Raw genomic sequence first — 14,290 nt, forward strand, 5'->3', positions numbered from 1 at the left:
GCCATGGCTGACGCACGTACCCGGAACCGCTATTTCGACGACCTATTCTCCACGCCGGATCTGGCGTGGATGGGGCAGAATACAAATCACGTACCCGCCCATCCGGCGGTTGCAGAGGCGATGATCCGCTCCATTCAGGCCGGCGAGTTCAATGCTTATGCCCCACCGATGGGTTTTGAAGCGCTGCGCAGTGCCATCGTTGCAGATCTGGGTGCGGGCGCATCCGAAGCGCTTGTCACCGAAGGTGGTGTCAATGCGCTGGCCATGATCTGCAAGGCGCGCGCGAGGCCTGGCACAACACTTGTGACGACCGATCCGACGTGGAAGTGGCCGTGCATGTTTGCCGAGCAGGCAGGTGCCGAGGTGATCCAGATACCGATCTATGATCCGGCCACCCAATATAAGCTGACGCCGGACGCACTACGTGCGGCCGTCGATGAGCGCTGCGCAATCATCTATATCGTTGATCCCAACAACCCGCTCGGCATTCGCTATGACCGTGACGAGATCAAGGCCTTTGCCGAGATTGCCCGGTCGGTCGGCGCCTTGATGATTCACGACTGCACCTATCGCGACTTTGCCGATGGCCATACGCCGGTATTGCAGGTGGCACCCGAAGGCACCGTCGTGTCGCTGAGCTTCTCCAAATGGCTGGGCCTGGCCGGCATTCGCATCGGCGCTCTGGTTGCCGAACCAAAGCTGGTTGACGAATTTTCAGCCGCCTCGACATCGGTGTTGGGTGCTTCGGTTGTGGCCCAGCGCGCGGCCATAGCCGGCCTTTCGGTGAAAGCGGAATGGATGGAGGATGTGCGCCGCATCGACCGCGACAACAAGACGATGATCATTGCCGCAGCAAAGGAGGCAGGGCTTTCTGTTCCGATCCCGGTATCGCACGGTAATTTTCTCGTACTGGAGACAATCTCCACCGGTGTCTCACCCGAGGCAATCGTCGAAGCAGCCCGTCGCGAGGGTGTGATGATCCGCCAGGGGCGCTACCACACGGCCGCATTTGGTGACCGCTTCATCAAGGTGTCAACGTCGGTGCCCGGTGCATGGGCTGAGCGCTTCTGCGAGGGCCTGCCGCGCTATATTGAAACCGCCCGTACACTTAACGACGTTCCAGCCCTCTTTTAGGGTCGGCGCGACAAACGACGAGACGAGGCAAAGAGGTCATTATGTTCGCAACCGCCAAGGATGGAACGAAGCTCTATTACGAAACCGCAGGGGAAAGCGGTACGCCGATCCTGTTCATCCACGAATTCGGTGGCAATTACGATGCGTGGGAGCCCCAGATGAGCTTCTTCGCGCGTCGGCATCGCTGCATAACCTATGCGGCGCGCGGCTACGCGCCGTCGGATATCCCAGCCGCTATGGAAATGTATTCTCAGTCGATTGCAGCTGACGATGCGGTGGCGATCCTCGATCACCTGGGGATAGAAAAGGCGCACATCATTGGCCTTTCCATGGGCGGCTTTGCCACGCTTCATTTCGGGCTGCGCACACCTGATCGGGCGCTTTCGCTGACCATTGCCGGCGCAGGTTATGGCACCGAACGGGAAACGGCGGATTACTTCCGTAATACCTCTTTGAAGGTCGCTGAGAACTTCGAGAAGGATCCAGTCGAATTTTCGAAAATCTACGCGCTTGGTGCCAGCCGCGTACAGTTCCAGAACAAGGATCCGCGCGGATGGGCAGCCTTTGCCGATCGCCTGTCCAGGCATTCCGCCGTCGGTGCTGCAAACACCATGCGGGGCGTTCAGTGCCGACGCCCGTCCTTTTGGGATCTTGAAGATGAACTGAAGCGGATGATGGTGCCGGCACTGGTGATGAGCGGCGACGAAGATGATCATTGTTTGCAGCCGTCCATCTATCTGAAGAAGATGTTGCCTGCGTCCGGTCTCGCGATCCTTCCCAAGACGGGGCATACGCTCAATCTGGAAGAGCCCGCACTTTTTAATGCGCTGGTTTCCGATTTCATCGCCCAGGTTGAGCAGGGTGCTTGGACCGTTCGCGATCCGCGCGCCGATCCCGGCCAGGTCATGCGCACGGAGTAAGCATCATGACGCCGCCCAGGATTTCCGCTGACCGGTTATGGAAACGCCTAATGGCGCTCGGGCAAGACGGTGCGTTGCCAAACGGCGGTGTCAACCGGCAGGCGCTTTCGGTGGAAGAAATCCGCGCTTGGCGCCGTGTGATCGCCTGGGGCACAGAGGCTGGCCTCGTGCCTTCCACTGATCCCGCCGGCAATCTTTTCCTGACATTCAAAGGTTCTGCTCCCCAACTAGCGCCCGTCGTCGCCGGCAGTCATATCGACTCTCAGCCGACGGGCGGCCTTTTTGACGGAGCATTCGGAACTTTGGCAGCTCTTGAGGCCGTAACCGCCATCGTCGAGGCTAATCTTGCACCAGAGCGCTCCATCGTCGTCGTTGGATGGATGAATGAGGAAGGCAGCCGCTTTGCGCCCGGTATGATGGGCTCTGAACTGTTTGCTGGGTTGCGTAGCCTCGATGATGTTCTTGCCGTTCGCGATGCGGATGGCGTCAGTGTCGGCGAGGCATTGACGCGGGTCCATGAAGCATTTCCAGACATGGAGCATCGTCCACTCGGTTTCCCCATCCATTCCTATATCGAACCGCATATCGAGCAGGCCGATCTTTTAGAGAAGTCCGGTGCCGTTATCGGCATCGTGACGGGCATCCAGGGCAAGAAAACCTACGAGGTGACGATCGCAGGGCGCGAGGCACATGCCGGCACAGAGCCAATGGAGCGTCGCCAGGATGCCGTTCAAGCCTTTGCGCGCGTCGCCTTGATGATGCAGCAGGCCATGGCCGTCGACGACAAGGTAAAATTCACTATTGGACGCCTGATGGTCGAGCCTAACGCGCCGTCAGTGGTGCCGGCCAAAGTGACTTTCCGGATCGACCTGCGCCACCCGAGCAATGCTCTTCTCGACCAATTGGACACGCAGCTGGAAGCAATCTTGATCAAAGAAGCTACACCGTGCAGTTTCAATATACGTCGTCTGGTTGACGCGCCGTCGAATGACTTCGATAGCGGTCTCATGAATGCCATCCGTTCCTCGGCAAAACGCCACGGGTTTCACCATCTCGATCTTCTCTCGGCCGCCGGGCATGATGCGCGGCAGCTGGCACCTCTCACGCGCAGTGCCATGATCTTCATTCCCTGCCAGGGTGGTATTAGCCATCACCCGGAGGAATGGGCGCAGCCGGATCATGTCGCGGCCGGCGCAGCCGTCCTTCTCGACCTGCTTCTTCAGGAAACAGGCCTTTCTTCCCACCAAGGAGACGCATGATGAGCACTGTCGATGATATGGCCGAAATGCCGGTTCAATTACCGCGCGACCCGAAAAATGCAGCCGAAGCCCGAAGCCGTTATTTCAACTCCGGCAATGCCTTCAACATCAAGCTGCCACCAGTCCGCGGGCGCATTTTCCGGGACGAACCGTGCGAAGCCTTGAGGATGGTCGCAACCGGCTTCATCCTTTGCGACCAGTCGGACCAGATGGAATGCGGCTTTCCGGCCACGACACCGCTGCTCCTGGCGCGATACGCGGTGGTGAAGGCTGGCGGCGCGCTCGACACGACCCTCGCGGCCACGGCCTCGATCTGGTACATGATCAAGGGCAAGGCAAGCCTGACTTTGAGTGACGAAAAAGTGTCACTTTCGAAAGGGGACGTATTCCTTCTGCCCGGCGGTATCGAATCCATGATCATTGCAGATGAGGACAGCCTGTTTTGGGCCGTGGGCAACGATCCTCAGCTGAAATTCGACGCATCGGCCCCCATAACCGGCGTGAACGCAGCAGTCGAGTTTGTCCACTATCCGGCCGATGAAATCGCCCATCAACTGGATGTGGTCTACAGCTCCAACGCCAACACCTCCACGTCGGGCCATGCGCTTATTTTCTCGGCCGAGCGAACCGAGGCCGCGCGGAATATTACCCCGACGATGACGCTCTCGCTCAACACATTGAAGCCGAAGAGTGAGCAGCCTCCGCACAAGCATAATTCGGCGGCCATTACCTTGGTCATCGCAGGCGATCCCGCTTACTCGATGGTTGGAGGACAAAAATGCGACTGGTCGCCCTGGGCAACGCTTGTCACGCCACCAGCCGCAAAACATAGCCACCACAATGAGGGGAGCACCCGTGCGGAATTTCTGATCGTGCAGGATGGTGGTTTCTACTACCACGCCCGCACCATGGGCTTCGAGTTCTTCTGATGCGGCTGATCATTGATACAGATACGGCGGGCGATGACACCTATTCGCTCCTGTTGGCGATGAACACCCCCGGCTCCACACTGGAAGCGGTCACCATTTGCGTTGGCAATGTGCCGTTTGACCAGCAGGTCGAAAATGCGCTTGCGACCATCGAGGCGGCTGGCTTTTCCGGCAAAGTGCCGGTCTATTGCGGAGCCCGGCGTCCCATGGTGAAGCCGTGGGAGGCCTCGACCATGCACGGCAATGACGGCATGAGCGGCGCCAATTTTCCGATAGCGCGCCAGCGCCCCGAAACGATGCATGCCGTTGACGCCATCATTGAAAAGGTAATGGCGGAACCGGGCGAAATCGATATTTTGGCACAGGCCCCACTCACCAACATAGCGCTGGCTGTCATGAAGGAGCCACGCATTGCAAAGGCGGTTCGCCATCTTTGGATCATGGGCGGCACCGACAATTCAGTTGGCAATATTACACCTTGCGCCGAATACAATTTCTTCATCGATCCAGAGGCGGCGAAGATCGTGTTTGAGGCCGGGTTCAACATTACCCTGTCGACATGGACGCTCACAATGCGGTCGAGCCTGTTCGAAGCCGATCAACTCGACGAGATTTTCGCGATGAACACCCCTTTGTCGGAATTCTACCGCAAGGTCTCAGCCGTTCCGCGGCAAACTGCCGAAGCCCGCTACGGCCGACCGCTCAGTACCCATCCGGATTCGCTGACCTGCGCTTGCGCCCTCAACCCGGACCTGATCGAATCTGCCCGCGAGGCTGTGGTGCGCATCGAGACATCCGGTGAGATCACGCGCGGATTTTCCGCTATCCACCCGCCCGTATTGGGCAATCGATGGCCGGAATATAAAGTGAATGCGCGGGTGATCGAGGCAGCGTCAAATGAGGGATTCTTCCAGATGATGAAGCAGGCCTTCGCCGAAGAATAAGCATTTTGGATTAAGATAGTTTCTTTGGCAGGGCCGCCGAAAGATTAGCTTTCGGCGCTGGTTTTTTGTTTTCCGTCACGCGACGGAAGACAAGGCCTTTTCCAGCAGATCGGCTTCGTCAGGGGAGGCATTGATACTGATGGTCACCACTGGCGGCAGTTCTTTGCCGAGCCGACCAAAATGTGCGCTCAGGCTCTCCAGCCAGACACCGCTTTACGGCAGGCCCTTAGCGTAGATGATGATAATGACATAACCGTTCTTCTGGCAATCGACGATGTCGCCGACGCAAATCTCTATCAGGTCTTCGCATATCGAAGCGCTGGCGACATGCAGTGGCATCTTGATGACGCCATCCGTGCGCCATCACAGCGCTCACAAAATGCGTGGGCGCCTCGATCCTGTGGGGTCCATAGAGTGCTGAGCTCGGGTTGACGATGAAATCCGGCACAACGGCCAGCCGGCGGCTTCTCAGGTCCTCGCGGATCATGTTGCCGTCACCTCTTCGCCTAGCAGGAATGAGTCGAATTCAACCATTGCCTTGTCGAGATTGAAATCTTGTGCGTCCATTGCAACTCCGGTCGCACGAGGAAATGACAGACCGCGTGCCTCGAACTTGAACTTCAGTTCTTCCATCGAAATGCCCATGCCTGGTCTCCGCTCGCTGCCGCCGTTCACAGCGCCTTCGGGGCGTCCACCCCATGAGGCCTTGGTGCTGGTCAGCCGTATGCCGCTGGAGGGGCTTCCATCCAAAGCGATAATGACGATGCCGTAACCGGCATCCTGGTGCATTGTCACGAGATCCACCACACCCTTGGCCAGCTTGCGGCAAAGGCGACGATAGCCCGGTGTGTCGTATTGTTTGCGCGAAGCCACCATCGAACTGCACCCAAATGGCTCATCTCCGGGCAAGGCAGTTGTTGCAGCTCGTATCCCGTCTTGACCAGGCGTTCCACCAGCGGCGAGAACACGCCGGCACATCGGACGAATTCGCTGACCTTGGCATTCTGGTTCATTAGGCAAGTGGGCAACGTAGGCGACACGTGTTGGGTTGGCTTGCATGAAAGGCGTCTCCTTGATCTTTTCGCGCCTTCGGTGACGAAGAGGGCAGTCCGGTATTCGGCTCGCCCCTGGATCAGACGGAGCAAATCGGGTGCCACGGAAGGCCGCCGCTCTGTCCCTCAGACGTTAGATGTCAAAAACAGAGACTTGACGTGTGGGAAGATTCGTATGGTGTACATAAAACATATTTATAGGATGCAAAAATAGACTAAATGGATATTTGTCTGCCTAAACATGCGTCATATGCACGGTTATTAACTGTCAACTGCCGATTTTTTTCGTAGGCGCCGGGAATATAACGCGGAAATTTAGGGCAATCGAGTCTGGCATGCCTATTGCATGTATCCTTAATAGGAATAACTGCATGCAGAAGGAATGCCGCGAATGACAAACGACGCCATGGTTTTGGCAGGCGACAATTTTCGAGGACTTCGCTCCGGCGCATTGGGCTTGTTCGACGTGCTGAAACCGGCAGTAACGAGGGCCGTTGTCCATGCAGAGCCAGTTGAAGCTGCCCCGCCGAAAGATCAGCCTCTGATCGAGCTTCGTAATGTATCGAAGACCTTCGGCACCGTCAGTGCGCTGAAGGATCTCGAAGTCCAGATCAATCCGGGCGAACTGGTAACCGTAGTCGGTCCCTCCGGTTGTGGCAAAAGCACGTTGTTCAATATTCTGGCTGGGCTTGAAGAGCCCGATCCCGGCAATATCCTGAGGCTGAAGGGCAAGAGTTCATCCGCTTCCGACCTGCTCGGCCAAGTGTCATTCATGCCCCAGCGTGACCTGCTGTTGCCGTGGCGAAATGTGATCGACAACGCGATCCTTGCGCTGGAGATCGAGGGCATGTCGCGGGCAGAAGCGCGCCGCCAAGCCATGGATATGTTGCCGGAATTCGGTCTGTCCGGTTTTGAGGCGCAATATCCCAATCAGCTCTCGGGCGGTATGCGCCAGCGCGTGGCTTTGATGCGCACCTTCCTGTTCAAGCGCGACCTGATGTTGCTCGACGAACCGTTCGGGGCTCTGGACGCCCTGACCCGTACGATGATGCAGCGCTGGCTGCTGGATGTCTGGCAAAAGTACAAACGCACGGTTCTCTTTATCACGCACGATGTGGACGAAGCCATCTTCCTTGGTGATCGCGTGCTGGTGATGACCGCCCGTCCGGGCAAGGTGAAACTCGAGCAGGCGGTCGATCTGCCGCGCCCGCGAAAGGCCGACATTGTGACCTCCCCCGAATTCATTGCACTGAAGAAGACGCTGCTCGAAGCCATCGAGGAAGAGAGCATGAAGTCCTTCCAGGTTGCCGCACACTGAGACAGACAAGGAACAGACGATGACCGATCATTATGCAGGTCGCCCCAGCCATATCCCGGAAAGCGAATGGAAGGCACGGGTAGATCTCGCCGCCTGCTACCGCATGGTGGCGCGGTTTGGAATGGACGACCTGATCTACAATCACATCTCGATGCGGGTGCCCGGTCAGGATAGCCAGTTCCTGCTCAACCCTTACGGCTTCCTGTTTGAGGAAATTACCGCTTCTAGCCTTGTGCGGATCGACACCGAGGGCAACAAGCTCGACGACACACCGTATACGGTCAACAAGGCCGCCTTCGTCATTCACGGGGCTATCCACAAATCAAGCCACGATGCCGTCTGCGTGCTGCACACGCATTCGGATGCCAGCGTAGCTGTCTCCTGCCAGACGGACGGACTTTTGCCGCTCAGTCAGTTTGCCATGCGCTTCTACCAGCGCCAGGCCTTCCACGACTATGAGGGCGTTGCGATCGACCTCGATGAACAAGCGCGCTTGATCCGCCACCTCGGTGACAACAAGGTAATGCTGATGCGCAATCACGGGATTCTCACAATAGGCCGAACGCCCGGCGAAGCCTTCATGCTGCTCTACTATTTCGAGCGTGCAGCCCGCATTCAACTGGACCTGCAGGCGGCCTCGGCATCCGGTGCGGCGCTAATTACGCCGTCGCCTGAAGTTTGCGAAAAGGCAGCCCGCCAGTTCTGGGAGAGCAAGGGCGACATTCTGATTGCCGGTGAACGGGAGTGGCCGGCCTTCCTGAGGCAACTGGATCGGGAGGGATCGGACTACCGGCAATGAATTTGGGTGGGGGACAATCAAAATCAAACAACCAACAGAGAGGTTCCATGATTAAGAGACGTAACGTACTTGCCGCCTTTGCGGCGGCCGCCTTTGGTCTTCAGGCCATGACCATGACGGCTGTTCCAGCAGTTGCCCAGGACATGGTTGATGCCAGCCTTCGTCTGAAATGGCTGACCCAGGCCCAATTTGCCGGCTTCTACGTCGCGCTGGAGAAAGGCTACTACAAGGACGAAGGCATCAACCTGACGATCAATCCTGGAGGCCCGAACCTTCTCACTGAAAACCTGGTTGCCACCGGAGCTGACACTTTCGGCCTTTCCGGCGGGACCGACAGCGTCTTTGCTGCACGCGACAAGGGTCTGCCCATCGTTTGCATCGGCGTCGCCCATCAGATTACCCCGTTCGTCTTCGTCTCGCACAAGGATGGTCCGGTACAAACAATTGCTGACTTCAAGGGCAAGAAGGTCACCACCTGGTTCACCGGCGCCAATCACGTTCTGTCGGCAATGCTGTCGAAGAACGACATCGATCCGAAGGACGTCGACATTCAGCCCCAGCAGGTTTCCGTCACCCCATTCGTCGACAAGCAAGTCGACGTTGCCACGGCAACCCGATACAATGAGCTTTACCTGATCAAGCAGCGCGTCGGTGCCGATAATCTGAACATCTTCGTCCCGGAAGACAGCGGTGTCTCTTTCCCTCGCGATACTCTGATCGTTTCGAAAAAGACTGCCGCCGACAGCCCGGAACTGGTTGAAAAGTTCCTGCGTGCCAGCGTCAGGGGCTGGAAGGACGCCTTGGCCGATCAGAAGGGCGCCATCGACATAATCATGAACATTGCGCCGACGCTTGATCGCGCCCAGCAGGAATACATGCTGGCGGAAATCAAGACCCTTATGACGGCGGGCAAGGGCGGTAGCGAAGGTCTCTTCACCATCGACCGGGATGCTGTCGGCTCGGCCAACGAACTGATGGCCGAATATGGTGTGATCTCAAAACCGGTCGATCTCGATACGACCTTCAACTCGACCTTCGTCGACAAGATCCCTGCCGAGGAAAGGCGCCTATGAGCGGCACACGCAGATTAGCAGCAGACCTGCCCGTCGATATGACGGGCAGGATCTACGCGATAGTGAAACCGATCCTGTGGCTGGCTGTTGGCGTGCTCGCGATCGAGACCATCGTCATGGCGTTCGACATTCGCCCTTATTATCTGCCAAGACCGTCGGCGATCGCACTGGCGATCATGGCCACACCTGGCGCCTATATATCCGGCCTCTGGCGCACCTTTTTGGAAACGGCGCTGGGCTTTGTTGCCGGCAGTCTGTTTGGTGTATTGATGGCGATCATATTTCATCGTTGGAACACGCTGAAAGAACTGTTTTTTCCGCTTTTCGTGGTCTCCCAGACAATCCCTGTGATCGCTTTCGGCGCTGTTGTTGTTCTCTGGTTCGGCAATACTCTGCTCGCCAAGGCCGTCATTTCCTTCTACATCAGCTTCTTGCCGGTGACGGTCAACACCATGCTCGGCTTTTCCGCCGTTGATCCGCGTCAGGTGCAATTGATGCGCAGTTTCGGCGCTGGCGACGGACAGATCCTGCGCCGTCTCTATCTTCCCTCTGCGTTGCCGCAGCTTTTCGTGGCGCTGAAACTTGCGTCGTCACTTGCCCTGGTCGGCGCGATCGTCGGCGAGTGGTTCGGTGACACGACCGGTCTTGGTGTGCTGCTCCTTCAAGCGATGTACAATGAAAACATGGTCGGTATCTGGGCCACTATCGTGGTCTCGGCATGCCTTGGCATGGGCCTCTACGGCATTGTTTCCCTTGCCGAACGCAGAATTGTTTTCTGGGGTAACGAACAATGATGACCTTTCATCGATCCGATAGCGCCCGCCAGGTCGGACGGGGAATTGCCGGCGCCCTGATGCTGGCCGCGATCTGGGAACTCTCGGCTCGCGGACTCGACCTTCCGGCCTATGTATTGCCATCCGTCTCCAGCATCTTGAGCGGGATGGCTGGCGATGCAGCTACATTGCTCCAGGCTGCCCGCTTCACCGCATCAGAAGCGCTGGCGGGCTATGTGATCGGCTGCCTTATCGGCATGGCCCTTGCGGTTCTGGCAAGCATGCTCCCAAACGTCCGCAGCGTTATCGTGCCCTTGGCAACGGCGATCAATTCCGTGCCTGTGGTCGCCTATTCGCCGCTGGTTCTCCTGTGGTTCGGCATGGGCATGGCCTCCAAGATCGTCATGGTCGCGGTCGCTGTTTCCATTACCATCTTTCTCAGCACCATCGCGGGTCTTGATCGCGTCGACCGCAAGTCGGTGGACCTCATCCGCTCGTTTGGCGCAAGTCAGCTCGCCATTCTCTGGCGCCTGCGTCTGCCAACAGCGCTGCCACTCATCATCGCCGGCATGCGTGTTTCCACCGTCCGCAGCGTGATCGTGGCCATCGTCACCGAGATGCTCGGGGCTTATGGCGGTTTGGGCTGGGTTATCTATCAAGCGGTGCTGCAGATCGACTTCGTCAAGGTCTGGGCCGCCATCATCGTCGCGTCCTCGATCAGTCTCGCCTTTTTTGGCGTGATCAGCTTCGTGGAACGCCGCTACGTATTCTGGAAGTAGGCATAGTATGACACGCAAGATACATTTCGGTCTGTTTCTCCTGGGAACCGGTAGCCATATTGCAGGCTGGCGAATACCGGGCGCGATAGACAGTTTTGAAGACATCGGCATGGTCAAGCAGATCGCCGTCGAGGCAGAGCGAGGTCTGTTCGATCTGATTTTCATGGGTGACAACCTGAACGCTGATCCTGCCGCTCACCCGTCCTACACTGCAAGGCTGGAGCCGCTGACGCTGCTGTCAGCCGTCGCCGGTGCGACGAAGCACATCGGTCTCGGCGCCACCGTATCGACCACCTATAGCGACCCCTTCACGGTTGCCCGTGTCTTTGCATCGCTCGACCATCTGAGTGGCGGGCGGGCAGCCTGGAACGCGGTTACCACAGCCAATCCGGCCGCCGCTGCAAATTTCGGCACCATTCATCCCGACCATTCAAAACGATACGAGATCGCCGAAGAGTTCCTGACCGTCGTTCGTGGTCTATGGGACTGCTGGGCGGACGACGCGATCGTCGCCGATCGTGAGACCGGCACCTATATCGACGCATCCAAAGTGCGTGCACTCGACCATGAAGGCACGCATTTCAAGGTCAAGGGACCGATCAACATCAGCCGCTCGCCTCAGGGGCATCCAATTGTGCTTCAGGCAGGCGGCTCCGTTCCCGGTCAGGAACTGGCGGCCAAATCGGCGGATTTGGTGTTCTCCGTAACGCAGGATATCGACGAGGCTCGCACCTTCTATCGTTCAGTCAAGGACCGCCTGGCGAAATACGGACGTGCTGCAGACTCCATGGTGATCCTGCCGGGCGTCATGCCCATTGTCGGGCGCACGGAGCGAGAAGCCCACGACAAACTTGCACAATTGCAAGGCTTCATCAGCGAAACAAATGCTTTGTCTCTGCTCAGTGATCGTTTTGGTATCGATATGAGCATTTATGACCTTGATGGACCGATCCCTGACAATCTGCAGCCATCGGATAATTACCATGCGTTTGCGAAAGTGATGCTCGACAAGGCCAAGCGCGAAAACATGCGCCTGCGTGATGTCTATAACCTGATGGCTGCCGCGCGAGGCCACTGGGTTCTATGTGGAACGCCGGACTATATTGCCGATACACTGGAAACGTGGTTCACCACCGGCGCTGCCGACGGCTTCAACATCATGCCATCGCATTTCCCTGACGGGCTTACTGACTTTGTCGATATGGTTGTGCCAATCCTGCAGGACCGCGGTCTCTTTCGCACGGAATATGAGGGAAAGACGTTGCGTGACCGCATGGGTTTTCAACGTCCGTCACGCGCTTAGGGAGATTTCCATATGGGTCTTATGGATCATTGTTACGAAGCTGTGGAAAGCAGCGATTTCAAAAACGGCATGTCCAGACTTGGTGCCGCCGTCAATATCGCGACGACACGCACGGACGATGGGCCATTCGGCTTCACCGCCTCTGCAGTCTGCAGTGTCAGTGATGCACCCGCCACGCTGCTGCTGTGTATCAATCGCAGCAGTTCCTGCTTTCCAGCTTTTCAACGGGCGCGGTTCTTTTGCATCAATACACTGATGCCGGGCCATCAGAGCCTTTCCAATCTGTTCGGCGGCAAGACACCGATGGCCGATCGTTTCGGCTCGGGTGAATGGGGCGAAGGTCTGTCCGGGGTTCCCGTTTTGAAGGATGCGCTGGTAAGCTTCGAATGCGAATTTTCGCATGCTGTCGATGAAGGCACACACCGCGTGATCTTTGGTCGCGTAATCGATATCCGTTGCCACCAAAGGGATGCAGCACTTCTTTACTGCCAACGTCGCTATGTAACTTGTGAGAATGATGGGTAATATGAATGATGAGTGGGCCGGGGCGCTTCACGCGCTGGCGCCTTCAGGCCGTCCACTTCGTCAAGGCTATAAGCGCCACCGCTTCTGAGCCGAGATAATCGCACATGTAATATGGCTCTATTATCGATTTCTGCTGCGTCTGCGCCACGTGCACGACCTGCTTGCAGAGTGCGGGATGGACGTGTCGTTTCCGACCGCCGCAGAAATTTCGCCTGAAGTTAGACCATCAGCTTCGTCGGCGGTCCCGCGGCAATTTTGCTGATAAATGGCATCGCGATGAGGTGGTCCTGCCCATAAAGGGACGGAAATACTGATTGTGGCACACCGTCGATGCCAACGGCTACGTTCTCAATGCCTTGCTGCAAAGCCGCACAAGCAAGGGAGCTGCTCTTCGTCTGATGCGTAAACTGCTGAAAAGAAAAGGCATCAAGCCATGCGAAGTGGTCACTGACAAGCTACGCTCTTACTCTGCCGCAAGGTAATGACACATGCCGTGTGTGGAGCACCGTTCGCATAAAGGATCCAAAAATCGGGCCGGGAATTCTCACCTTTCCGTACGAGGACGAGAGAGACGCATGATGCGGTTCAAGTCGGCGCGGCAATACCGGCATTTCGTCTCAACCCACGGCCATATCGCCAACTCCGCGTGCACGCCAATACCACCCGGCGTGAGATCGCCCTGTCGTTTAAAGTGCGAAACTCATACCGAAGCAACCGTCACGGGCTGTGCCAGATTAAGGCGATGCCAGCGCCGTCATCCCTCGTGCTCGGTTTCTGCGAGGACCTCGGAAATGACCATGAGTGCAGCGGCCACATGTCTCCGCATGGCATTTTCGGCCGCTCCAGCGTCGCGTGCGGCGATGGCTTCGCAAATTGCCCTGTGCTCTGCGCGCGAACTTTTCATCCGGTTGGAGCGATTACTGAACTGCGCACCGCGCCATGGCAGGGTTCTCAGGTTCAGTTCGGCGAGAGTTGCCGAAAGGATGGGGTTGTGCGCACCGGCACTGATGGCGGCGTGAAATTGTGTGTTGATGGCGGCATAGGCAACAGGGTCACTCGCATGTCGCTCACCTTCTTCGACAATCGAGGACAGCATCTGACGCTCGATCTCAGTCATGCGCAGGGCGGCCTTTCCGGCCATGAGCGCTTCAAGGTCACCAACTGCTTCAAAGAGCGCCTGCAATGCGTCCATATCCATGCGCTTGACGATAAAAGCCCTGCGCGCGCCACGCTCCGCCAGTCCTTCCGCGCTCAATCGGTGCAGTGCTTCGCGCACCGGCGTTCGGGACGTATTGAAGTCGTCCGCAAGTGCCTTTTCGCTCAGCATCTCTCCCGGGCGCATTATGCCGGTGACGATGCGCTCTACGATCATTGCATGGACCAGATCGGCTGCTCGACCCTGTGCTTGAACACCCATTTTTGTCACAGAAACACTTTTCTCTTGTTTATGTATACATATGCTGACAATATGAATTTAACAAA

General features: G+C 57.3%; 14 protein-coding genes and 1 pseudogene. 13 read left to right on the forward strand and 2 right to left on the reverse strand.

The window, feature by feature from the left end; all coding sequences use genetic code 11:
- Positions 1-3: 3 nt before the first annotated feature.
- The 5 genes from ACQQ2Q_RS18470 to ACQQ2Q_RS18490 are packed head-to-tail and all read left to right on the forward strand — an operon-like array spanning position 4 to position 5,186.
- A complete protein-coding gene (locus tag ACQQ2Q_RS18470) occupies positions 4-1,134 on the forward strand; it encodes a pyridoxal phosphate-dependent aminotransferase (protein ID WP_428188595.1) in 1,131 nt (376 codons plus the stop codon).
- 38 nt (positions 1,135-1,172) lie between these two features.
- Positions 1,173-2,054 carry an alpha/beta fold hydrolase gene (locus ACQQ2Q_RS18475; protein ID WP_428188694.1) on the forward strand — a complete coding sequence of 294 codons (882 nt, stop codon included), beginning with the start codon at positions 1,173-1,175 and terminating at the stop codon, positions 2,052-2,054.
- Between the two features lie 5 nt (positions 2,055-2,059).
- Positions 2,060-3,313: a Zn-dependent hydrolase gene (locus ACQQ2Q_RS18480; protein ID WP_428188596.1), complete on the forward strand. Its 1,254-nt coding sequence runs from the start codon at positions 2,060-2,062 to the stop codon at positions 3,311-3,313.
- Positions 3,313-4,242, forward strand: coding sequence for a cupin domain-containing protein (locus tag ACQQ2Q_RS18485; RefSeq protein ID WP_428188597.1), 930 nt, complete (start codon positions 3,313-3,315; stop codon positions 4,240-4,242). Before ACQQ2Q_RS18480 ends, ACQQ2Q_RS18485 begins: the two co-directional genes overlap by 1 nt.
- Complete coding sequence (locus ACQQ2Q_RS18490; RefSeq protein WP_428188598.1) at positions 4,242-5,186, forward strand: nucleoside hydrolase; 945 nt, start codon at positions 4,242-4,244, stop codon at positions 5,184-5,186. The genes ACQQ2Q_RS18485 and ACQQ2Q_RS18490 overlap by 1 nt, the downstream gene beginning before the upstream one ends.
- 483 nt (positions 5,187-5,669) lie before the next feature.
- On the opposite strand, the gene ACQQ2Q_RS18495 is transcribed toward ACQQ2Q_RS18490, so the two are convergent.
- Positions 5,670-6,062, reverse strand: a complete 393-nt coding sequence (locus tag ACQQ2Q_RS18495) for a hypothetical protein (protein ID WP_428188599.1) — start codon at positions 6,060-6,062, stop codon at positions 5,670-5,672.
- Between the two features lie 567 nt (positions 6,063-6,629).
- On the opposite strand from ACQQ2Q_RS18495, the gene ACQQ2Q_RS18500 reads away from it, so the two are divergent.
- The 8 genes and pseudogenes from ACQQ2Q_RS18500 to ACQQ2Q_RS18535 all read left to right on the forward strand — a co-directional run.
- The gene (locus tag ACQQ2Q_RS18500) at positions 6,630-7,556 is read left to right on the forward strand and encodes an ABC transporter ATP-binding protein (protein ID WP_428188600.1); all 927 of its coding nucleotides are present in this window, start codon (positions 6,630-6,632) and stop codon (positions 7,554-7,556) included.
- Positions 7,557-7,575: 19 nt separating this feature from the next.
- The gene (locus ACQQ2Q_RS18505; RefSeq protein WP_428188601.1) at positions 7,576-8,355 is read left to right on the forward strand and encodes a class II aldolase/adducin family protein; all 780 of its coding nucleotides are present in this window, start codon (positions 7,576-7,578) and stop codon (positions 8,353-8,355) included.
- Positions 8,356-8,402: 47 nt separating this feature from the next.
- Positions 8,403-9,428: an ABC transporter substrate-binding protein gene (locus ACQQ2Q_RS18510; RefSeq protein ID WP_428188602.1), complete on the forward strand. Its 1,026-nt coding sequence runs from the start codon at positions 8,403-8,405 to the stop codon at positions 9,426-9,428.
- Entirely contained in the window at positions 9,425-10,222 is a 798-nt protein-coding gene (locus ACQQ2Q_RS18515; protein WP_428188603.1) for an ABC transporter permease, read from the forward strand. The genes ACQQ2Q_RS18510 and ACQQ2Q_RS18515 overlap by 4 nt, the downstream gene beginning before the upstream one ends.
- Positions 10,219-10,980, forward strand: a complete 762-nt coding sequence (locus ACQQ2Q_RS18520; protein WP_428188604.1) for an ABC transporter permease — start codon at positions 10,219-10,221, stop codon at positions 10,978-10,980. Before ACQQ2Q_RS18515 ends, ACQQ2Q_RS18520 begins: the two co-directional genes overlap by 4 nt.
- Positions 10,981-10,987: 7 nt before the next feature.
- On the forward strand, positions 10,988-12,283 hold the full coding sequence (locus ACQQ2Q_RS18525) for an LLM class flavin-dependent oxidoreductase (RefSeq protein WP_428188605.1): 1,296 nt from the start codon (positions 10,988-10,990) through the stop codon (positions 12,281-12,283).
- 12 nt (positions 12,284-12,295) lie between these two features.
- Positions 12,296-12,808 carry a flavin reductase family protein gene (locus ACQQ2Q_RS18530; RefSeq protein WP_428188606.1) on the forward strand — a complete coding sequence of 171 codons (513 nt, stop codon included), beginning with the start codon at positions 12,296-12,298 and terminating at the stop codon, positions 12,806-12,808.
- A gap of 94 nt (positions 12,809-12,902) precedes the next feature.
- Positions 12,903-13,449, forward strand: a pseudogene (locus ACQQ2Q_RS18535) (IS6 family transposase); the annotation flags it as partial.
- A 113-nt stretch (positions 13,450-13,562) separates the two neighbouring features.
- Here the strand turns inward: ACQQ2Q_RS18535 and ACQQ2Q_RS18540 are convergent.
- Positions 13,563-14,225 carry a GntR family transcriptional regulator gene (locus ACQQ2Q_RS18540; protein WP_428188607.1) on the reverse strand — a complete coding sequence of 221 codons (663 nt, stop codon included), beginning with the start codon at positions 14,223-14,225 and terminating at the stop codon, positions 13,563-13,565.
- Positions 14,226-14,290 lie beyond the last annotated feature (65 nt).

Source organism: Agrobacterium sp. ES01 (assembly GCF_050320885.1).
Classification (GTDB): Bacteria; Pseudomonadota; Alphaproteobacteria; order Rhizobiales; family Rhizobiaceae; genus Allorhizobium.

What these genes read in the sequence shown, in the direction of transcription:
- ACQQ2Q_RS18470 (WP_428188595.1), top strand. Translation starts at nt 4, where the DNA reads ATGGCTGACGCACGTACCCGGAACCGCTATTTCGACGACCTATTCTCC.
- ACQQ2Q_RS18480 (WP_428188596.1), top strand. Translation starts at nt 2,060, where the DNA reads ATGACGCCGCCCAGGATTTCCGCTGACCGGTTATGGAAACGCCTAATG.
- ACQQ2Q_RS18485 (WP_428188597.1), top strand. Translation starts at nt 3,313, where the DNA reads ATGAGCACTGTCGATGATATGGCCGAAATGCCGGTTCAATTACCGCGC.
- ACQQ2Q_RS18490 (WP_428188598.1), top strand. Translation starts at nt 4,242, where the DNA reads ATGCGGCTGATCATTGATACAGATACGGCGGGCGATGACACCTATTCG.
- ACQQ2Q_RS18495 (WP_428188599.1), bottom strand. Translation starts at nt 6,062, where the DNA reads ATGGTGGCTTCGCGCAAACAATACGACACACCGGGCTATCGTCGCCTT.
- ACQQ2Q_RS18500 (WP_428188600.1), top strand. Translation starts at nt 6,630, where the DNA reads ATGACAAACGACGCCATGGTTTTGGCAGGCGACAATTTTCGAGGACTT.
- ACQQ2Q_RS18505 (WP_428188601.1), top strand. Translation starts at nt 7,576, where the DNA reads ATGACCGATCATTATGCAGGTCGCCCCAGCCATATCCCGGAAAGCGAA.
- ACQQ2Q_RS18510 (WP_428188602.1), top strand. Translation starts at nt 8,403, where the DNA reads ATGATTAAGAGACGTAACGTACTTGCCGCCTTTGCGGCGGCCGCCTTT.
- ACQQ2Q_RS18515 (WP_428188603.1), top strand. Translation starts at nt 9,425, where the DNA reads ATGAGCGGCACACGCAGATTAGCAGCAGACCTGCCCGTCGATATGACG.
- ACQQ2Q_RS18520 (WP_428188604.1), top strand. Translation starts at nt 10,219, where the DNA reads ATGATGACCTTTCATCGATCCGATAGCGCCCGCCAGGTCGGACGGGGA.
- ACQQ2Q_RS18525 (WP_428188605.1), top strand. Translation starts at nt 10,988, where the DNA reads ATGACACGCAAGATACATTTCGGTCTGTTTCTCCTGGGAACCGGTAGC.
- ACQQ2Q_RS18530 (WP_428188606.1), top strand. Translation starts at nt 12,296, where the DNA reads ATGGGTCTTATGGATCATTGTTACGAAGCTGTGGAAAGCAGCGATTTC.
- ACQQ2Q_RS18540 (WP_428188607.1), bottom strand. Translation starts at nt 14,225, where the DNA reads ATGGGTGTTCAAGCACAGGGTCGAGCAGCCGATCTGGTCCATGCAATG.